Source organism: Chryseobacterium aahli, assembly GCF_022699665.1.
Classification (GTDB): domain Bacteria; phylum Bacteroidota; class Bacteroidia; order Flavobacteriales; family Weeksellaceae; genus Chryseobacterium; species Chryseobacterium aahli.
In genome coordinates this window covers 494,196-513,789 of the sequence record NZ_JALDNB010000001.1, presented here as the reverse complement: position 1 = coordinate 513,789, position 19,594 = coordinate 494,196, and the positions used below count along the sequence as shown (strand labels likewise).

18 protein-coding genes are annotated in these 19,594 nt (G+C 34.1%); 2 read left to right on the top strand and 16 right to left on the bottom strand.

What is annotated here, in order from left to right; genetic code table 11:
* Positions 1-124 precede the first annotated feature (124 nt).
* On the bottom strand, positions 125-1,540 hold the full coding sequence (locus tag MQX03_RS02245; RefSeq protein WP_242801128.1) for an APC family permease: 1,416 nt from the start codon (positions 1,538-1,540) through the stop codon (positions 125-127).
* Between the two features lie 141 nt (positions 1,541-1,681).
* Between MQX03_RS02245 and MQX03_RS02240 the strand changes: the two genes are divergently transcribed.
* The gene (locus MQX03_RS02240) at positions 1,682-2,188 is read left to right on the top strand and encodes a DUF4920 domain-containing protein (protein ID WP_242801126.1); all 507 of its coding nucleotides are present in this window, start codon (positions 1,682-1,684) and stop codon (positions 2,186-2,188) included.
* Positions 2,189-2,240: 52 nt separating this feature from the next.
* Here the strand turns inward: MQX03_RS02240 and MQX03_RS02235 are convergent, their stop codons facing one another.
* Positions 2,241-3,350 carry a M14 family zinc carboxypeptidase gene (locus tag MQX03_RS02235; protein ID WP_242801124.1) on the bottom strand — a complete coding sequence of 370 codons (1,110 nt, stop codon included), beginning with the start codon at positions 3,348-3,350 and terminating at the stop codon, positions 2,241-2,243.
* An 854-nt stretch (positions 3,351-4,204) separates the two neighbouring features.
* On the opposite strand from MQX03_RS02235, the gene MQX03_RS02230 reads away from it, so the two are divergent.
* Positions 4,205-4,741 carry a helix-turn-helix domain-containing protein gene (locus MQX03_RS02230; RefSeq protein WP_242801121.1) on the top strand — a complete coding sequence of 179 codons (537 nt, stop codon included), beginning with the start codon at positions 4,205-4,207 and terminating at the stop codon, positions 4,739-4,741.
* Positions 4,742-4,885: 144 nt separating this feature from the next.
* Here the strand turns inward: MQX03_RS02230 and MQX03_RS02225 are convergent, their stop codons facing one another.
* The 14 genes from MQX03_RS02225 to MQX03_RS02160 form a co-directional block, all read right to left on the bottom strand.
* Complete coding sequence (locus tag MQX03_RS02225) at positions 4,886-6,649, bottom strand: flavin monoamine oxidase family protein (RefSeq protein ID WP_242801119.1); 1,764 nt, start codon at positions 6,647-6,649, stop codon at positions 4,886-4,888.
* 12 nt (positions 6,650-6,661) lie between these two features.
* Positions 6,662-7,849, bottom strand: a complete 1,188-nt coding sequence (locus MQX03_RS02220) for an FAD-dependent oxidoreductase (RefSeq protein WP_242801117.1) — start codon at positions 7,847-7,849, stop codon at positions 6,662-6,664.
* A gap of 314 nt (positions 7,850-8,163) precedes the next feature.
* The gene (locus MQX03_RS02215; protein ID WP_129536911.1) at positions 8,164-9,330 is read right to left on the bottom strand and encodes a proline dehydrogenase family protein; all 1,167 of its coding nucleotides are present in this window, start codon (positions 9,328-9,330) and stop codon (positions 8,164-8,166) included.
* Between the two features lie 317 nt (positions 9,331-9,647).
* A complete protein-coding gene (locus tag MQX03_RS02210) occupies positions 9,648-10,577 on the bottom strand; it encodes a UbiA family prenyltransferase (RefSeq protein WP_242801115.1) in 930 nt (309 codons plus the stop codon).
* Positions 10,578-10,588: 11 nt separating this feature from the next.
* Positions 10,589-11,515, bottom strand: a complete 927-nt coding sequence (locus MQX03_RS02205; protein WP_242801113.1) for a mevalonate kinase family protein — start codon at positions 11,513-11,515, stop codon at positions 10,589-10,591.
* A 73-nt stretch (positions 11,516-11,588) separates the two neighbouring features.
* Positions 11,589-13,067, bottom strand: coding sequence for an MFS transporter (locus MQX03_RS02200; protein ID WP_242801111.1), 1,479 nt, complete (start codon positions 13,065-13,067; stop codon positions 11,589-11,591).
* Positions 13,068-13,292: 225 nt separating this feature from the next.
* The gene (locus MQX03_RS02195) at positions 13,293-13,502 is read right to left on the bottom strand and encodes a hypothetical protein (RefSeq protein ID WP_129536907.1); all 210 of its coding nucleotides are present in this window, start codon (positions 13,500-13,502) and stop codon (positions 13,293-13,295) included.
* Positions 13,503-13,509: 7 nt separating this feature from the next.
* Positions 13,510-14,688 (bottom strand): acetyl-CoA C-acyltransferase, encoded by a 1,179-nt coding sequence (locus MQX03_RS02190; RefSeq protein ID WP_242801109.1) that lies wholly within the window; start codon positions 14,686-14,688, stop codon positions 13,510-13,512.
* A gap of 111 nt (positions 14,689-14,799) precedes the next feature.
* Complete coding sequence (locus MQX03_RS02185; RefSeq protein WP_242801107.1) at positions 14,800-15,204, bottom strand: hypothetical protein; 405 nt, start codon at positions 15,202-15,204, stop codon at positions 14,800-14,802.
* The gene (locus MQX03_RS02180; RefSeq protein WP_242801105.1) at positions 15,201-15,584 is read right to left on the bottom strand and encodes a hypothetical protein; all 384 of its coding nucleotides are present in this window, start codon (positions 15,582-15,584) and stop codon (positions 15,201-15,203) included. Before MQX03_RS02180 ends, MQX03_RS02185 begins: the two co-directional genes overlap by 4 nt.
* A 158-nt stretch (positions 15,585-15,742) precedes the next feature.
* The gene (locus MQX03_RS02175; protein ID WP_242801103.1) at positions 15,743-16,825 is read right to left on the bottom strand and encodes a hypothetical protein; all 1,083 of its coding nucleotides are present in this window, start codon (positions 16,823-16,825) and stop codon (positions 15,743-15,745) included.
* A gap of 90 nt (positions 16,826-16,915) precedes the next feature.
* Positions 16,916-17,614: a hypothetical protein gene (locus tag MQX03_RS02170; RefSeq protein ID WP_242801101.1), complete on the bottom strand. Its 699-nt coding sequence runs from the start codon at positions 17,612-17,614 to the stop codon at positions 16,916-16,918.
* On the bottom strand, positions 17,580-18,134 hold the full coding sequence (locus MQX03_RS02165; protein ID WP_242801099.1) for an RNA polymerase sigma factor: 555 nt from the start codon (positions 18,132-18,134) through the stop codon (positions 17,580-17,582). The genes MQX03_RS02170 and MQX03_RS02165 overlap by 35 nt, the downstream gene beginning before the upstream one ends.
* 115 nt (positions 18,135-18,249) lie before the next feature.
* Positions 18,250-19,584, bottom strand: a complete 1,335-nt coding sequence (locus MQX03_RS02160; protein ID WP_242801097.1) for an MFS transporter — start codon at positions 19,582-19,584, stop codon at positions 18,250-18,252.
* Between the last annotated feature and the right edge of the window lie 10 nt (positions 19,585-19,594).

The window sequence follows — 19,594 nt, the reverse complement described above, 5'->3', positions numbered from 1 at the left end:
TACACCCCCCCCGCCCCCCCCCCCCCTTTTTTTTTTTTCCCCCCCCCCCCCCCCCCCCCCCCCCCCCCCCCCCCAAAAATCTGAAAAAGCGAGTAGTGAAAGCGGGAATAAGCTCCTAAAAAAATTACGAATCTGTATTTTTATTTCGATTAATGATGTAATAAACGGGAAGTCCGAGTAACACAATCAGAAAGCCCGGCCATGTATATTGTTGTTTATAAATCAGAAGAAGAACGCAGAAAACTGTTCCAATCACCAAATAAATAATGGGAGTAACCGGATATAACCAAGTTTTGTAAGGTCTTTCGAGATTGGGTTGCTTAAATCTTAGGTAAATTACTCCGAAAACGGTAATCATATAAAACAGAACAATAACGAACGAAATCATATCTAAAAGATTGCCGTACTGTCCGCTCAGACATAAAACCGAAGCCCAAACTCCCTGCATCCAAAGAGCGTTTGAAGGAACATCATTTTTATTGTTATCAATCGCCGATTTGAAAAACAAACCGTCTTTTGCCATCGTCTGGAACACTCTTGCTCCTGCTAAGATCAATCCATTGTTACAACCGAAAGTTGAAACCATTACGAGAACTGCAATAATTACGGTTCCTGCACTTCCGAAAATATTCTGCGAAGCGGCAACGGCTACTCTATCATTAGCTGCAAATGCGATAGAATCACGGTCGATGGCATTTAAATACACAAAATTAACTGCGATGTATAAAAGCATTACCGCTGAAGTTCCTAAAATCATTGCCTTGACCACATTTTTCTTTGGATTTTCAATTTCTCCCGAAACGAAAGTCACACTTTCCCAAGCCACAGAACTGAAAACTGAACCTACCATTGCAGCGGCAATTCCACCCATTAAGGTCATTCCATCAATTGATTCCCAGCCCGTTTTTAAAAAGTTTCCTTTAGCATCTTTATCAATATTATTAAAAGCATCTGTTCCTAAGCTGAAGTTTTCTGCCAAATGTGAAAAATCTACGAAGATAAAACCTGCAGCGATTAATCCTAGTAAAGCCAATATTTTTGAACCTGTGAATACATTCTGAAGGAGTTTTCCACTTTGTACCCCTCTCGTATTGATGTAAGTGAGTAAAAGAATGATGGCTATGGCTAAAATCTGAATCCAGGTAATTTGAAATTCTCCACTTTGGAAAATAGGAGCTGCATCATTGAGTGAAGGCACGAGATAGGCTGTGAACTTTCCGAAAGCCATTGCAACAGCAGCAATTGTACCGGTTTGAATAACCGTAAACAATCCCCAACCGTAGAGGAAACCCATTTTTTTACCGAAAATTTCTGTGAGATAGGTGTACTGTCCGCCCGCTTTAGGAAACAGAGCCGAAAGTTCGCCATAGCTGATTGCTGCAGCAACCGTCATGATTCCGGTAATAATCCATACCACGATCATCCAGTAGCCTGAGCCGAGATTTCGCATCATGTCGGCACTTACGATAAAGATTCCGCTACCGATCATAGAACCCATCACGAGCATGGTAGCGTCCCAAAGTTTTAGTTTTTTCTGCATATTCAAATATTCACATCAAATATAGATAAATATGCAATTCTTTTTGCTTTTTGTTTTGAATTGATGAATGAACTGTTTTTTATCAAGTTTTTATTCATTTGAAATTCGATTATTATTATTAATTTTGGAAAAAATATAAGAATGAAATTAAAATCCATATTATTTTTAGTAGCAGTAAGTGCTTCAACGTTAGCATTTGCTCAAGAAGGTAAGAAATTCGGACCTCCGGCAGGAAACGCAATCGTGGGTGATACTTACGGATCTACAGTTACATCTGCAGAATCTAAGGCAATGAGTGTAGATAAACTGGCTAAAAAATTGAAAAAAGACAACAAAAAAGTTGAAAACGTAGCCATCAAAGGAAAAGTGGTAGACGTTTGTGACAAAAAAGGTTGTTGGTTGACCATTCAAACTGAAGACGATACTCAATTTTTCGTAAAAATGAAAGATTACGGATTTTTCGTACCGACAGCTTTGAAAGGTAAAAATGTAGTATTAGAAGGTAACGCCGAAAGAAAAGTAACTTCTATTGACGAGCAGAAACATTACGCAGAAGATGCTAAAAAGCCTCAAGCTGAAATTGATGCGATCACAAAGCCAAAAGAAGAAATAAGATTCGTAGCTAACGGAATCAAAGTCGTTAACTAATACTCGATATAACTTAAAAGAAAAGCGGAACAATTAATTTGTTCCGCTTTTTTTATTCTTCTATTTTAAAACTGACTTCCGCATCCAATTTGGGATATTTTGTTTCACTTACGAATCTTTTTCCGGTGCAGTCTATTTCCAGCCAACCTTTTCTTTTCTTAACCTCACCTGCCTCTATGACAAAAGGGACAAATGATATTTCGTCTTTTCCTTCTTCAAAAATCTCCCTGTACTGTACAGCAATATTAAGGATGCATTCATGATCCGTATTTAACTTTACATTTCTGTAGACAATATCGTAATGTGTTTCCTGATTTTCCGGAATTTCAAGATATTTTTCCCAGCCTTTTGTATCAGATTTTAATTCGCTGATTGCTTTTAAGGCATAATACAAAGCAATTGTATAATATTTTCTTGTTCCCTTTCTTGTATAGTCATCAATAAAATGTCCGCCTTCGAACAGAATGGTCGGCATTCCGCCTTTGATGAAATTATCACCTGTAGAAGTGGGATAGAACTCATCGGTATATCTTCCGATCTGATTGGGTATCAAATCTTTTAAACTGTCATAAATTTGACCAATGACCGCCATACATTTCTTTCTGTTTTCGGTAACCGTTCTCTCTTCATTTTCAGAAGGTGCCAAAAAGGAGAGTGTCGCAGGATGTACTCCGTCCGTTGTGAAAATGGTGCGTTGCTCATGAAGATTTAATGCGTAATGGTATTTCTTCGACGAAACCAATTTTTTCAAAAATTTGATTTCTGTACTTGCTTCATTGTGGAAATCTCTGTTTAGATCTATATCTGCAGCATTGAGTCTCGTCCATCTTTCAGAACCGTCAGGGTTTAGCATAAAGATAAAGTCTAAGCTGATTGTATTGAAAAGATTTTCTTTTAATTCCGGATGCTTATCATGAGTAAATAATAGATCAAGCATCGCATGTGTTGCGTTCGATTCATTGCCATGCATCTGCGACCAGGCAAGAACATTTATCTCGCCATTTCCTACACTCAATTTGTAAATAGGTTTATCTAAATATGATCTTCCAATCTCCTGAATGTAATCGCTGAGATTGTTCTGTAGGTAAGAAAATAATTTTTCGGGGGAAATATAGCGATTTTGGAAATCGGGATTTTGGATATACAAATGTTCAAAATTCATTCTAAAGAAATTTACATGAGTCAAAAATAATGATTTTTGAGTTTAAAATAAAATTAACATTTGTAACATTATCAAACAATGTAAATTGCCAAAAAGTCTGTTAGTTAAATTGTGGATTGTTGATAATTTAATTAATAGTATTTAATTAGCTGTAGTTCAAGTAATTAAAATAATCATCTCAATAGTTAATTTATCTTTACTTTAAGTATGGATAAGTCGATTTTAGCCTATTTGAGTGTTATTATACTAAACATGTAGAATGTGGATTAAGCTATAAACTACACTCATTATACAAATGTAAATTAAGGTTATTTATTATTTTATCCACATAAATTATGAGCTCAAAGTCAGTTTAAATGAATATGCTAAAATAGTTGCTGAAAGTTTTATATGTGATGATCATTTCAATCTTAATGTTTTGTTAAAACCTCTTCCTATAAAGGTTTATTATGCACTAAAATTAAAATAAGACGTTATTATATATCCTAATTCGCTACAAAACCAGCCATATAGCCTCTCTCCCACTCTACAACACGATGATAGGTCACAAAATACCTGTAGAAAGGAGATAGAAGAAATTATTGATCTTTTATGCGTTAAAATAAATTTCGGAATTTTAGTTAAAAATATTATCTCGAGTTATACTTTAAGTGTGATAGCAATTAGAATTTACTTAATTAATATTTTGTGGATAAAGTTTAAAATTTCATGAGAATATTATATAAATACATGATAAACAAATATTTAGTATTATTTACTTTTGTATATTAACCATTACTAACATTGTTTACTTTTGTATTTTGCAATTGTAAATTTTATATTTACATTTGTAACAAGATTAAAAGCTTGTTTTTATGAGTTTAAATGAGAGAATTTCAAAAGTTATCGAATATTCTAAGCTGAGCTCTTCAGAGTTTGCAGACGAAATTGATGTGCAGCGATCTTCTATTTCGCACATTACCTCCGGGAGGAATAAACCCTCTTTAGAATTTATTATAAAAATAAAATCAAGGTTTCCTGAGATTCTTTGGGATTGGCTGGTGACTGGTGACGGTGAAATGTTGAAATCTGATTTACCAGAAACTGAGCATATTCCCGAAATTGAAAATTCGGAAGAAAAAACGAAACCGACATCTCTTCCCGATTTATTTACGCTGATGAACGACGATGAAGATTTTGGAACTGCAGAAGAAAAAACTGAAGAAATTCAAGTCTTGCGAGAATCGATTATTCCGCATCAAAGTAAAGCTGAAGAAAAAATATCCGATTCTCAGCCATTAGAAAAATCAAACGAGCAAACTATCAAGCAAGTTATTGAAAATCAAACTAATAAGATAAAACGAATTGTTCTGTTCTACGAAAACGGAAAATTTGAAAGTTTTGAGCCTTAAAAATAAAAAGTCTGACCATTTTTTGATCAGACTTTATTTTTGAATTTTAAAGGAAAAATAAAATGCCCAACATTTTTCATGTTAAGCATTTTATTAGTTTTTATTTTGTTGTAAAATTCTGTTCTAAGTTTTACTTAAAATATTTTACCAACCCAAATAATAATCCGGGCTCAACCAATGAGGACGATCAACTCCAAAATATTCATTAAGCATTTTTTCAGCTTCACAGAAAGCTCCTTCTACCCAGCCCTGTTGATCTGAATATGCTTCTCCGCAAATATGAATTTGCTCATCAGTTACAGGTTTTCTCATATACGGCATTACGTTTTCAACTGAAAATCCTGCTTTCCAGGCGTGATATCCTGCCCCGAAAGGCTCATCCGTCCAATCTCTGAAATAGGTTACATAAGGATCCGGTATTGTCACATCATCGCCATGAAGTTCACGAAGCTGATTCATCAGTTCATTAACCATCAGTTTCGTTGCCTGAACTTTATCCAATTGGTGAAGCTCTCTTAACGAAGCTGATTTCGCAGGTTTTACTTCAAATAAAACTTCATCATCAGTCAATGCTTTCCAGAATGTTTCGGTCTCCATATCTCCGTAACTTCCAAGCAGCATCGAGTTGTCAGTTTGTGGATCTGTCCCAAAATAATAACATTGTCTCATCGGCAGATCGGTGATAGAATGCCCGGAATCTATTCCTAAATTTTGCCACCAAGGATATTCAAAACCCATCAATATCTTAAAGGCAGGTTCCATAATAACAGAACGGATATTTTCATTAAGCAAAGAATTTTTATTGGTATTGAAAAAGAAATTATTCTGATCCAGAAGCTCTAAAGATTTTCTCGGCATCGCCAAAACGATTGTATTGGCATATACTTTCCATTCTGTGTTGGTTTTCAGATTAAGAAAAATCAACTCATACTTGTAAGAGTCTGCCAAATGATGATTTTTGGTGAAAGTAAGTAGCTTATTTTCAGACCAAATGCACGCTCCTTCATGTTCCATATAAGAATTGGCTACGGCATAAGCAATGCTGTCATAACCCTCTTCAATGGTTTTGTAAATTGTTCCTGCAGAGAAATCTCCCACCATGTAAGGAAATGCTTCTGCAGAATTCCAATTGATTGTATTTGAATAATACCCTCCCGCATTTGCCAGGAATTGATAGCCTTCCTGTGAAACCTGATCTTTAATTAAATTCCAGAATCCGATATCGTTTACTTTACGTTGATCGTAAGGTGAATTAGGGAAATTGTAGACCAATTTTGGCTTAATATCATCCCAATCTCTGCTGGTTAATTCAAAAGAATAATCGTATTCTGAATCTTTACCTTTAATAATTTTACTTCCATAAGTGCTAGCCACCCAAGTGTCAGCCATAAGAACTTCATAAATAATTTTATTGAATAACTGGTCTGAACTAAAACCGTAATCATCATTATTCAGATAATATCGTGTTGCCAGTTTTTCACCTTTTTTCTGAGCCACATCCCACGCGTTTTGCTTACAACGGTCTTTTCTGAGATACATTAATAATTTTGACGGATCCCCCATTGGGAAAGGAATAGGAGTCATTTTATCTTTCAAAACAGGAATACGGATGTTGGGATCTTCCTTAGGAACGTAACCTTCAATTAACGTCGTCACAATCTGCTGAGAAGTAAGATAACGCATACCGCCTAATTCTCCCCAGAAGTTCATTCCGGGCATGATTACAGATTCTAATCTTCCGCCAAGTTTATTGTTCATGTCAAAAATCTGTACATCGCTTGCCTTAAATTTTTCCTCTGTAACCAAACGATATGCAGTGTATAATCCTGAAGTTCCGGCGCCGATAATGGCAACTTCAATTTTCAAATCAGGATTTTTTCCTGTATTTAAAGGTGTATTTTTATTCATATTATATTAGTTTTAAAGTGATTTAAAGTATTTTCTTCCTAATTGGAAAGGCGTAATATCAAAATCTGTATGACCATCTAGTGCAAGATCTGACATAATTTTACCTAAAAAAGGGGTGAATTTTGCCGCCCATCCTGTAGCATATAAAACAATATTTTTATGATTCGGTACATAGCCGGGAGCAAAATCGATCAACAGTTCTTTGTTTGGAATTTTACTTAAAGCAATAAGACATGTTGAAGTATATTCTGGTTCCGTGCTTAGGCCAGTCATGTGATTTTGTACCCATTCTGAAGTATAGGCAAGCTCTTGCGGATTGGGAATTAATGTTCTGTCACTAGGTTCATCCAAAGGATTGATCACAAAATCAGGTGCTATCCGAATATATTCAGGATGATCCCAATCTACAGAAGGAAAGCCGTAAAACTGATTGCCGTTTTCACCTATCGCATTTTGGAATACAAACCATGTCGGATATTGAATATTGGGGTCAGTCTTTTTAAAATATGCTGAAGACATATTCCAATACGTTGCTTCAATTTTAAATTCAAGCAAATTGATCACACTGTTGATATACGGACCGGGAATAATTGCCAACTTTTTAGTGATGTAAGCTCCGTTTGGAGTAATAATTTCAAAGAGTTCGCCTATCTGTTTAATTTCAAGTACCGGCGAATTTTCCTGTAACTGAACGGTTTCTTCTTTTTTACATAATTCTAGAAGAGCCTCAATCGTAGCTTTAAAATTAATACTTGCGCCATCCGGTTGAAACAATCCGGTGTAAGTATCGGATAAATTTCTGAAATGATATTGCTCTTCGATTTCTTTCGCTGTCAAGGTAGTGTAAGGAACATTTAAAGCCTTTAAAGCTTCTTCAGCTTCAGCTATATTTCCTTCTGTGGAATGTACATTGGGATCTCCAAACCATAGTGTTCCCACTTTATCAAGCAATTGTGTGGAAGTAGTTTTTTCTAATTCATCCCAATAAGGCTGTGCATCTAAAGCCATCTGTACCATATATTCATCAGGATATGGAATTCTGAACTGACGAGAAACTCCTGCCGAACTTCCCAATTGATTCGCAAAAGTAAATTGCTCAAGAACCAAGGTCTTTGCCTTTCTTTTACCCAAATGATAAGCAGTTGCAAGCCCTATTGCTCCACCGCCTATGACAATAACGTCGTAATTTTCTGTATGCATGATTTAGTTTTTAGGTATTATTCCAAATTTTGTAGGATTAATAAGCTATTCAAAGTAACGAAGAAGATTACATTTGTTGTAGAGTAGAAATAACCAAATACTGTTTTGAGTAGAAATACCTAATGCTTTAATAAGGTTTTTTAGGTATTGAAAATCGATAGATTATACTAAATTTTTCAGATGTTTTTATGGACAACATCATTAAATTAAAAAAGCAATCCCACATTTTCGTAGGATTGCTTTTTTAGTAAATATTCGCTGAGTTACGTCCAATTTATTGTAGTAAAAGCAGCAAAATTTTATTTTAAAAGAAATTACTTCTTTCTTCTGTCTAATTCTTTTTTAATTAAACCTAATTCCCTTCCGGTTTGTCCGGCAACAGAAGTGTTTTCTCTCGCTCTTCTTGTAAGATACGGAACAACATCTTTCACAGGTCCGTAAGGAAGATATTTAGCTACATTATAGCCTTTATCTGACAAGTAGAAACTAATGTTATCACTCATTCCGTAAAGCTGTCCGAAATAGATGTGAGGATTATTATTTTCAAGACCTTTTGCCTTCATTTTATCCATCACCAATTCAGATGAGATCTCATTATGAGTTCCAAAGAAAGCAGAAACTTTATCGAGATGATTCAATATAAAATCAATTCCTGCATTGTAATTTTTGTCTGAAGCATCTTTGTTTGGCTGAATTGGATCTGCATAACCTTTTTCAGTCGCTCTCGCTCTTTCCTTTTCCATATAAGCGCCACGAACAATCTTATAGCCTATGAAATAGTTCTTTTCTCTAGCTCTCTGAAGATTCGCCTCCATATATTCTAAACGATGCGTTCTGTACATCTGGATGGTATTCCACACAATTGGTTTTTCCTGATTGTACTTTTCCATCATCTCTTCACAAAGCTGATCTGCAGCATCCTGCATCCAGGATTCTTCGGCATCAATCATCACTTTCTTCTCATGTTCATGACAAAGTTTGCAGACTTCATCAAACCTTTTAACAACTCTCGCCCATTCTTCCTTCTGGCTTGAAGTCAGTTCAACATTTTTACCCACCGCTTCATACAAGTCAATTCTTCCGAAAGCCGTAGGTTTAAAAACGATAAAAGGAATTGCAGGATTTCCCACAGAAAATTTAATGATATCTTTAATTTCCTGACAAACAGCATCAAAGGTTTCCTCATCTTCTTTCCCTTCAATTGAGTAATCAAAGATACTTCCAACGCCTCTTTTGAAAAGCTGCTTCACCGCTTTCATACTTTCTTCACGTGTTTCACCGCCTACAAACTGCTCAAACAAAGTGTTTTTTACAATTCCGTTGACGAATGGAAAGTTATTATGTACGGTGAAATTAAGCAGAGAAGTTCCGATATTGGTCAAAGCCGGCTGTTCAATCATCTTAAACATCCAATACGCTTTTCTCAACTGAGCATCTGTTTTATCGGCAAATGCGACTTTAGTATCGTTAAAAATGGGCATCCTTTTTATTAAATTTTGATTTTGGCAAATGTAAGAATAACCTGAATGTTTTTAAAATATATTTTTTTAGTTTTTTAATTCTGAATCTTAGGCTCGAAAAATGGTGATTTTTAACGCAAAGTTCGCTAATATTTTTTTCACTACTGACTGCTTTTAAGTTCGCAAAGGCGTTCTACTTAGCAAAGAACACTAAGTTTTCATTCAAATTGACTATTCAAAATTAAAGAGTTTTGTATTTGTAATTTTTTGAAATTCTTTTTTGGCACTTTTGAATTCGTCGAAATAACATTTAATTTTCGATTTGCAGTAAAAATATTCTACAGCTTACCCTCGATTCCGTTGAGCAGCATTGCGATAATCCCTACAAAAACCCAGAAACGTAAAATATTGAGTGTGAAAAATTTAGATTTTTTCGAAGATTTTAAAAGTAAATAAATACACGCAATCATAACGAACAATCCTAATGCAAAATAATAAGCCATGAATCCGGAAATCCCTGTTTTAGCAATGAGCTTCATTGAAACCGCAATCGTAATCATTAATAAAGAAATGATAATGGTTTTGGTTGTTTTGCTTTTAAAATAATTGGGAATCGTAACATAGCCAAAAGTTTTGTCAACACTTTTCGTCAACATATCTTTTACAATATCGATGCATAAAAGAATCAGAAATAAAAAGATGGCCATCAGCAGAACTTTCTTTGAGAAAGTCTCGTAATACACCATCATCCCGAAGAATGGATATAAAGTGAGGCTGACGAATGTGAGGTTATTTAAGATTAAAATACGGCTCATCTTGTGACTGTAAAACCACATGAAAAATTGATATATAAGAAAGAAAATAAGAACTCTGTAAGAAATAAAGCTTGCAACACCCAAAGAAATTACCGTGAGAGCGAGATAAGCATACAAAAAATATTTTTGCTTGATAAAACTTTGGATCCTTGTTCTGAAAGGTTTTACAATATGATCTTTTTCAAAATCATAAAACTGATTGATGATTCCGCCAGAAAGTATGGAAAGAACGGTACAGAAAATAATACCGTGAACTCTAAAATCGAAGACGAAATTTCTGAAAGATTCTTCCTGATTAAACAGGAAAAATGTAGACACATATAGGGCAAAAGTTAGCAGAATAGTAATGAAAAATCGTGCTCCTAAAAGAAAACCGACAAATTGTGAAAGTCTGTAAAACACAGATTTGGAAACAAAATTCTTTTCCTGGAAAGTTTCTTTTTCAGAATTCATTCCCGGTAAATTTAAAATCTATAAATCACTTCTTTATGGAAACCATCAAGCATTTTTTCAGCTTTTTCGTAGTCTTTAGTAAAACCTAAAATGTAACCACCACCTCCGCTTCCGCAAAGTTTTAGGTAATAAGCATTGGAATCCAATCCTTTTTTCCAAACATTGAAGATGCTTTCAGGAATCATCGGACGGAAATGTTCATAAGCCCAGTGAGATAGTTTTTTAAGGTTTCTGAAGAACGGATTCATATCTTTTTTCAGGAAAGAATCTATACACGCATTGTTATAACGGATAAATTCTTCTTTCAACGTTTTACGGAAACCTTCAGTTTTCATTTTTTCAAAGAAGATCTGAACCATTGGTCCGGTTTCACCTATACTTCCTGAATCAATTAAGAAAATAGCTCCTTTACCCGCTTCACTTTTTGGAATTGAAACTTTGTCTACACTTTCTTTATTTTCGATAAGAATTGGCAGATTCATATAACAGATCAAAGGATCAATCCCTGAACTCCTTCCATGAAAATAGCTTTCCATCAAACCAAAAACCTTCTTCAGATTTTTTAACTGGTCTTTAGAAACATTTTCAGGAATATATTTTGTGATAGAATATCTTTCGAAAATGGCAGCAACCAAAGCTCCTGAACTTCCAACACCATATCCTTGAGGAATGTTGCTGTCGAAAAATAAACCTTTAGAAATTTCTTTTTGAAACTCAGAAACATTCAATTCAAAACCTTCTGGAAGTTCTAAATCCTGTAAATATTCTGAATATTTGATCAAATGACCATTAGACTTTTTTTCAAATTCTGAGTCTAATGATGAGAACTTTAAAGCCCCCTTATAAAAGCTGTATGGGAGTGTTAAACCCTGGGAATCTTCAATGATTCCGTATTCTCCGAAGAGAAGAATTTTAGCGTAAAATAGAGGGTTCGTCATTGTGTAATAAATCTTTTGTGCAAAGTTAACGTATTCTGCTGAATATTAACAAATTTTAAGCCAATAACGTATTTTAAACCTTAGATTTCAAGAACCTTATTGTAATTGCCCCTGCAGCGAAGAATGTCGACATTGCAATAAATGCATACTGCATATTACCAAATTTCTGAATGATCACACTGAAAATAAGCATTCCACAAATAATGGCAATCTTTTCAAGCACGTCGTAAAAGCTGAAATACGTCGTGTTTTCCATCGAGTTTTCCGGCAAAAGCTTTGAGTAAGTAGAACGAGACATCGCTTGCAAACCTCCCATTACCAAACCAATCAATCCTGCTAAAGCATAGAACTGAAGTTGAAGATTAGGATTTTCTTTATTTAAAGAGAATGCAGAAATGCAACAAACAATCCAAATGATAACCGCTATCGTAATCACATTTTTGTTCCCAATTTTTTTTGATAATCTTGAAAATAAGAAGGCTCCGAAAATTGCAATAATCTGGATTACCAAAATGGTAATGATCAATTTGTACTTATCTGCCTGCTTTGGGAAAATATCGGTACTTCCGAAAGGTACGGCCATTAGGAAAATCGTCTGCATCCCAACGCTGTAAAAGAAAAAACTTAGTAAAAAGAATTTTAAACTTTTATCAGCAAACAGTTTGCTTCCCACTCTGAACAATTCTCTGAAACTTTCTTTGGCAATATCTTTATAGAAACTGATATTATCTTTTAAAACCTCAAAAAATCCGCCTTGTTCTTCATGTCTTTTGAAGATGTTTTTATAATTTAATAAAACCAAATCTTTAGGAAGTTTCTCTTTCACATCACCAAACTGAGGCAAATGTTTGAAAGTATATTGTGAAAAACCAAACCACCAGGCTCCCGTCAACAAAAAGCTGACTCTGATATAGATATTCGTCTGTTCAGCTCCTTTCGCAACTACCTGAATTAAAACCAAACAGATAATCAATAAAACAACCGAACCTAGATATCCGTAAATATACCCTTTTGCAGAAAGTGCATCCTGCTTTTCAGGCGTGGCAATATCTGGTAAAAACGAATTGTAAAATACTAAACTTCCCCAGAAACCGACACTTGCCGTGATACTGAAAAGCAAACCAAGGAAAATATTTTCCATTCCGGTGAACATGGCCAATCCCATACAAGAAGTTGCTCCCAAGTAACAGAAAAACTGTAAGAATGACTTTTTATTTCCAATGGTATCAGCTAAAGATGATAAAAATGGCGATAAAAGCACAACCAAAAAGAAAGAGATTGCGTAAGAAAAACTCAAGACCGCTTCCGGTTCATACGTTTCCCCAAAAACTTTAATCATATTTCTCACCGGAATTTCCTGAACTTCATTCGCCGCTGCTACATACTCCTTTTTGTTGTAGGCAGTGGTCAGAATCGTATAGTAAATAGGAAAAATTGCAGACGTAATCACCAAAGAATAAACAGAATTTGCCCAGTCGTAGACTGCCCAGGCTTTCATGATCTTTGGGTTGTTCTTTATGTTTTGTGAAGGTTGAATTTCAGTTTCAGACATTTTAAAATGTATTAGTTGCACAAAAATAGAAAAACCGCTGAATATTCGGTGATTTTTATTTTGTTTAAGAGAAATATTATTGTTTGGTTTAAATTAAATGAACATTTAAGAGATTTTTAATGAAAAATAAAACACCTGTTCCTATTAAAGTTCACCTATTAGTCATTAAAGAAAAAAACCAAAAACAGTTATGCTTTTGGTTTCATTTTATTTTATTTTAAAAAATTATTTATTTAAAAAATCCTTGAATTTTGGATACTTGAGAACTTTAAAAATAATTAATACAATGCCAATACTCTGAAGAATGGATCCTATGGTTAAGCATAAGTTCCCATTCATTGCTCCAAATGAAAGATGAGTAATCTTTAACCAAGCTCCTAATAAATTTAATAAAAAGCCTGCTAAAAATACAAAGATGGCATATTTTGCTTTCATAAGTATTTTAAATATTTTCAATAACAATAGCAGAAGCTCCACCGCCACCGTTACAGATTGCTGCAGCACCGTATTTAGCGTTGTTTTGCTTTAAAACATTAATCAAGGTAACAATGATTCTTGAACCTGAACTTCCAAGTGGATGTCCTAAAGCTACTGCTCCACCGTTTACGTTTACTTTAGCAGCATCTAATCCTAAGATTTTATTGTTTGCCAAACCAACTACTGAGAATGCTTCGTTAAATTCGAAAAAGTCGATATCAGAAATTTCTAAACCTGCTTTTTTAAGAGCGATTGGTAAAGCTTTTGAAGGTGCAGTTGTAAAGTTTTCAGGTTCCTGAGCTGCATCAGCATAAGAAACGATTTTTGCTAAAGGCTTCAATCCTAATTCTTCCATTTTCTCTTTAGAAACAAGAATTAATGCAGATGCACCGTCATTTAAGGTAGATGCATTCGCCGCCGTAACTGTTCCTTCTTCTTTTTTGAAAACGGTAGGAAGTGTAGGAAGTCTGTCGAAATTAACCGCTTTATATTCCTCATCTTCTGAAAAAATAATTGGGTCACCTTTTCTTTGTGGAATCGAAACAGGAACTACTTCTTCAGCGAACTTACCTTCGCTCCAAGCTTTTGCAGATCTTTTGTAAGATTCGATAGCAAAGTTATCCTGATCTTCTCTTGTAAAATGGTAATCTGTCGCGCATTTTTCAGCACAAACACCCATGTGAACTTTGTTGTAAACGTCTGTAAGTCCGTCTAACACCATTCCGTCCTGCATTTTAACATCACCTAATTTGGTAGCGTTTCTTGCATTGTAATAATGTGGAACTGAAGACATATTTTCCATACCTCCAGCAACGATAACGTCTGCATCACCTGCTTTAATCGCCTGTGCAGCCATCGTAACTGCTTTCATTCCTGAAGCACAAACTTTGTTGATGGTCGTAGAAGGGGTTTCGTTTGAAAGTCCTGCTCCTAAAGCAACCTGACGTGCTGGCGCCTGACCTTCGCCAGCCTGCAAAACGTTACCCATGTATATTTCCTGAACGTTTTTTGGATCAAGATTAATTTTATCTAATGCTCCTTTTACTGCTGCTGCTCCCAGTTTGGTAGCAGGAACTGTTGATAAGCTTCCCATAAAACTTCCTATTGGAGTTCTTACTGCGGAAACGATGAATACTTCTTTCATATGTTGAAATTTATTGTTTTTTAAAGGTCATATGTTATCGCGGAATCTTTACTAATATTTACGTTTCCAAAACATGGCGATTTCATATCTAGAAATTTATTTAATTTTAATTTATTCTATTTTTTCAAGGATAATTTCATCTGTTTTATTAAAATACTGAGACGAAATTTTTATAAACTGATGATCTGTTTCTATAATTTTATTGGTAATAACGTCGCCAATTCTGATTTGATTTTTACCATCTGATTTCCCAGTAACTGTGGTTTTATATGTGCAGTTATCAAGAAATTCGACTTTATATTTGATGTAATCTTTTCCGTTGTTGGTGTATTCTCGCTGAGAATCTTTTTTTATGACAATGTTCCATTTTTTTGCAGAATCACCTTCTTTGATGAACTTTCCTTCCTTCATAAGATGGCATTTCGCAGGCGAATCCGGCAATAAGAAATGTTCCTGAGATTTTACTTTTGAAGAGCAGAAAATCAATATGATGAATAAAAATGAATATGTTCTCATATTTTTTTCTTTGTCGCAAATAACATGATGATAGCCCCTAAAAATTCAACTGCCCAACCCCATTTTAGCTTTACCGTTGAAGCTAAAGTCTCTGTCCAAGATTTAAATGGAAGAAAACTGAAGTAGCTGAATGCCTGATATTTTGTAGCAATAATAGTAAAGAGAAATAAAACAATTAATAAAACACTGAACGTTCTTACGATTTTCGGGCTGTTATTGAGTATTCCAAACAATGCAATAGCCGAGAAAACCCAGCAGGCAATTGCTAAATAATGATCAACTTTCCAAAAGTTCCAATTTCCGATAATCGGAACGTGTACGAGCGGCAGGAAGCTTCCGACAACTACCAAAATCAATCCAATTAACTGTATATTTTTCATCTTTTTATAAGATTCTGAGAAAGCCAAAGTACAAAAAAAAACACACTTTTTTTGAGTGTGTTTCAAAATCAATTATTTGATTATTAGTATTTAAGATTAATAAAATATTTAATGAAAAATTAATTATAATTTAATGAAAAGTAATTTTATATAAATAATTAAAAATTAAGATAAAGTAATTCTAAACCAATCTGAAAACCATATTTGTTATTTATTTTGACATTATCACCAGAAAATGGTGTGAAATCTCTTTTTACAAAAACATTAAAAGCACCAAAACCTACCGATAACTTTCCTCCAAATAAAAAATTATTAACCATATCGGGAATATTTTCACGGTCAACAACTCGATGGTCATCTACATTTTTGTAAATAATTTGATTCTGCGTTAAAAGCCTTACACCTCCGTAAATACCTGCTGTGATCCTAAAGTTTCCTTTGGTATTGTCCAGCATTTTTTCACCGTTTTCTACAGTATATTTAGGATTCAAAACAAACACAAAGTCTAATGGTGCTACGATGTAGTGATTTATAAAACGGGATTTCTTTAAATGTCCTTGAGTAAAATCTGTCAAAACAATTTCATTATTATTAAAATCAGCTATTTGAGAATTTTTTGGAACAAAAGTGTCACCTCTGTATCCAAAACCAAAGCGATAGAACACGGGTGATGTCAATGTTCCTAATTGTCTTGTAAACCTGAATTCTACTACGCTAGACACTGATTTACCAAATTTCATCTGAGAAGATTCACCTCCCAAAGCAAATGATGATGCCGATTTTGTGAGATCGATGTAACCTATCGCAATATTGACATCAAATGTATTTAGAATTTCTTTTTTTGTGCGCTTAGAATCTTTAAAACTTACTAAGGCATTGTTCTGTGCAAACTCAATCTTGTCAAAAGCTTTTCCTTTTCCAAGAACTGAATTTTTCACAATTTCTTTGGTTGTGTTTTCAAGGTCAGATTTTTGACTATCAACTTTTTCATTGATTATTTCTTCATATTTCAAAGCGATATCTGCCTTTTGTTTTTGTTTTTCATCTGAAGATATTTTTTTGTTCTTAAAACTTTCATCGAGTTCATCAAGCTCAATATTCATTTTAGATTTTTCTGAAGTAATGATGCTGTCTATTTTTTTTGAATAGATTTTCATTTGAGAATCCATGTGCGGATTTTCCTGTGCAAAGCCAAAGGAGAATAATAGGATGGCAGCTATTGAGACGAGTTTGGTTTTCATATAGTTGTTATTTTTAAGTTTAATTATTACACAGTACTTTATTTCTGTTTGTCTTTCAAAACAGTATTTATAGATTTAAATTGTAAGTTTTTATTTGGTTTCGAGAGAGTCTGAATAAATAGTGAAACCTAATATTTTAAATGAATTTGGGCTTTTAATTTTTATTTTTCCGATATCTAAAACCCCGAATTTTCTTTGTTCGTTCTGATTTTCTTCACGGGTTTTATCTAATTCTCTTCCAAGAAGCAACTGTTCTGCATTGGTGTAATTTACTTTTTTGCGTTCTGCAACCGTTTGTTTTTGAATTGGAAGATGGTCAATTTCTTTAACGATTGGGTTTTCTACAATTTCATCTATTATAATTTTCTCTTCAGGCAAATTCTTTTCAGAAATATTTTGTGGATTAGCTGAAATTAATTGCTTTGGTTTCTCTTCTTTATTAACCAAATTAGCCTTAGGATCAACATTTTGAATTGCTTTTACAACTAGATTTTCTGATTTAGGATGAGATTCTTCATTGATAATATTCACTTTTTCAACTTTATCTTTCGGAAATTCTTTAGTCAGTATTTTTTTATGATCAGTTTGGTTTTCGAAGTAAAAATAGGTGCCGAAAGAAATCAGCAGAAGTACTACAGCTGCATATTTCCACCATTGTAAAGCAGGCTTTTGATCAACATTGACTCCTTCATCAATCCCCGCTTCAATTTTAGACCACAAATCTGCTGAAGGCTTTATTTCCAGCTCTTTGTAATCAGATTTTAATTGTTTCAGTATTTTTTTGTCCATTTTCTTTTACTTTTAAATAATCAGCAATCCATTTTTTGGCTTTGCTTAATTGGCTTTTGCTTGTGCCTTCTGAAATATTCATAATTTCAGCGATTTCCTGATGCTTTTTGTCTTCAAAAACATAGAGATTGAAAATCAATCGATAACCCGTCGGCATTTGTGAAAATATTTCTTCGAGATTAATTTCAGTCAGCCTTTCATCAATCTCATCATCTGCATAATCATCGACAATTTCAATATCTGAGTAAAGAATATTTTTATTTTTCCTGACGAAAGTTATGGAGTCATTCACAACAATTTTTCTCAGCCAAAACGGAAAGCTTTTCCATTCTTTGCAATCCCCGATTTTATTAAAACACTTCAGAAATGCATTTAACAGAATATCTTCAGCATCATGAATGTTATTTGTATAAGAATTTGCAACCGCCAGCATTTTAGCTGAAAACAACTCGTAAAGAGCTTTCTGAGCTCTCCGATCCTGTTTTTTGGCAAGTTTAAAATTCTCTTCTAAATTCTTCATGTATCAGTTTCTATCTATAAGACGGCAAAAGTTTAAAATGGTTGCCTTAAAAATAAAAAAAATTGCACTTTTATTCAAAGTGCAATCTAATATTTTAAAAATCAGTAAAATAAAATTAGTGATTGATGTTTGTTACTGCTTTAGGATCATGTTTATGTTTAAATACAATTGCAAATAAAATCGTAACTATAAGTGCATAAGCTGCAAAAATATACCATGAAGTTTGCCATCCTGCAAGCTGCAAAGCAGGATCGGTTTGAGAAAAAACATAGTGATTTACAACTTCCTGAGCTCCCAACATTCCTATTGTAGCACCAAAACCATTTGTCATCATCATGAATACTCCTTGTGCGCTCGAACGTATACTTTTATCGGTTTCTTTATCAACGAATAAAGATCCGGAAACATTAAAGAAATCGAAAGCAATACCATATACAATCATTGATAAAACGAACATCCAAACTCCTCCACCCGGATTTCCGGTTGCAAATAATCCGAATCTTAAAACCCATGCAAACATTGCCATCAACATTACTTTTTTAATTCCGTATCGTTTTAAAAAAAATGGAATTAACAATATACAAAGTGTTTCTGACACTTGCGACAACGAAATCAATGCATTTGCATTATTTGAACCCCAGGTATTTGTATATTCAGGTATTTCTTTAAAACTTGTGATAAATGGATTTGCATAACCATTTGTGATTTGCAATGAAACACCCAAGAACATAGAGAATATAAAGAAAATAGCCATTTTTCTTTCTTTGAACAAACCAAAAGCTTTCAAACCCAAAGCGTCTGACAAGGTTCTTTTTTCTTCACTCTTATTGACTGCGCAATTTGGCAAAGTAAATGAATAAATGAATAACACAATTCCTAAAATACCCGAAACAAAAAACTGACTGTAGCTATTTTGTAAACTAGGAAAATTGGTTTCGTTCGAGAAATTAAAGGTTAAATTTCCATCCTGAATACCTGCAAAATTCACAAACAACATCGCACAAATAAAACCTACAGTTCCCAATGTACGTATTGGCGGGAAAGATTTAATCGTATCAAAATTATTATTAACCAAAACCGTGTATGCAACAGAATTAGAAAGTGCAATGGTCGGCATATAGAAAGTAACACTTAAACTATAGAGAAGAAAAAGCTTAGAAAACTCTACATCAGCTCCTGCTGACATTCCGTAATACCCTGCCCAGATTAGGAAAACTGCTGCAAGAAAATGGCAAATTCCAAGAAGCTTCTGAGCCTGAATCCAACGATCGGCAATAATTCCCATGATAGCAGGCATAAAAATAGAAACAATTCCTTGCATCGCATAGAAAAGTCCAATTTTTGAACCTAATCCTACCGAACCTAGGTAATTCCCCATGGAAGTAAGATAAGCTCCCCAAACCCCAAACTGCAAAAAGCTTAGGACGGTCAATCGTAATTTTAAATTCATTGTGTATTTA

Excerpts from the sequence above, each read along its gene's own strand:
- MQX03_RS02245 (WP_242801128.1), bottom strand. The coding sequence starts at position 1,540 with ATGCAGAAAAAACTAAAACTTTGGGACGCTACCATGCTCGTGATGGGT.
- MQX03_RS02240 (WP_242801126.1), top strand. The coding sequence starts at position 1,682 with ATGAAATTAAAATCCATATTATTTTTAGTAGCAGTAAGTGCTTCAACG.
- MQX03_RS02235 (WP_242801124.1), bottom strand. The coding sequence starts at position 3,350 with ATGAATTTTGAACATTTGTATATCCAAAATCCCGATTTCCAAAATCGC.
- MQX03_RS02230 (WP_242801121.1), top strand. The coding sequence starts at position 4,205 with ATGAGTTTAAATGAGAGAATTTCAAAAGTTATCGAATATTCTAAGCTG.
- MQX03_RS02225 (WP_242801119.1), bottom strand. The coding sequence starts at position 6,649 with ATGAATAAAAATACACCTTTAAATACAGGAAAAAATCCTGATTTGAAA.
- MQX03_RS02220 (WP_242801117.1), bottom strand. The coding sequence starts at position 7,849 with ATGCATACAGAAAATTACGACGTTATTGTCATAGGCGGTGGAGCAATA.
- MQX03_RS02215 (WP_129536911.1), bottom strand. The coding sequence starts at position 9,330 with ATGCCCATTTTTAACGATACTAAAGTCGCATTTGCCGATAAAACAGAT.
- MQX03_RS02210 (WP_242801115.1), bottom strand. The coding sequence starts at position 10,577 with ATGAATTCTGAAAAAGAAACTTTCCAGGAAAAGAATTTTGTTTCCAAA.
- MQX03_RS02205 (WP_242801113.1), bottom strand. The coding sequence starts at position 11,515 with ATGACGAACCCTCTATTTTACGCTAAAATTCTTCTCTTCGGAGAATAC.
- MQX03_RS02200 (WP_242801111.1), bottom strand. The coding sequence starts at position 13,067 with ATGTCTGAAACTGAAATTCAACCTTCACAAAACATAAAGAACAACCCA.
- MQX03_RS02195 (WP_129536907.1), bottom strand. The coding sequence starts at position 13,502 with ATGAAAGCAAAATATGCCATCTTTGTATTTTTAGCAGGCTTTTTATTA.
- MQX03_RS02190 (WP_242801109.1), bottom strand. The coding sequence starts at position 14,688 with ATGAAAGAAGTATTCATCGTTTCCGCAGTAAGAACTCCAATAGGAAGT.
- MQX03_RS02185 (WP_242801107.1), bottom strand. The coding sequence starts at position 15,204 with ATGAGAACATATTCATTTTTATTCATCATATTGATTTTCTGCTCTTCA.
- MQX03_RS02180 (WP_242801105.1), bottom strand. The coding sequence starts at position 15,584 with ATGAAAAATATACAGTTAATTGGATTGATTTTGGTAGTTGTCGGAAGC.
- MQX03_RS02175 (WP_242801103.1), bottom strand. The coding sequence starts at position 16,825 with ATGAAAACCAAACTCGTCTCAATAGCTGCCATCCTATTATTCTCCTTT.
- MQX03_RS02170 (WP_242801101.1), bottom strand. The coding sequence starts at position 17,614 with ATGGACAAAAAAATACTGAAACAATTAAAATCTGATTACAAAGAGCTG.
- MQX03_RS02165 (WP_242801099.1), bottom strand. The coding sequence starts at position 18,134 with ATGAAGAATTTAGAAGAGAATTTTAAACTTGCCAAAAAACAGGATCGG.
- MQX03_RS02160 (WP_242801097.1), bottom strand. The coding sequence starts at position 19,584 with ATGAATTTAAAATTACGATTGACCGTCCTAAGCTTTTTGCAGTTTGGG.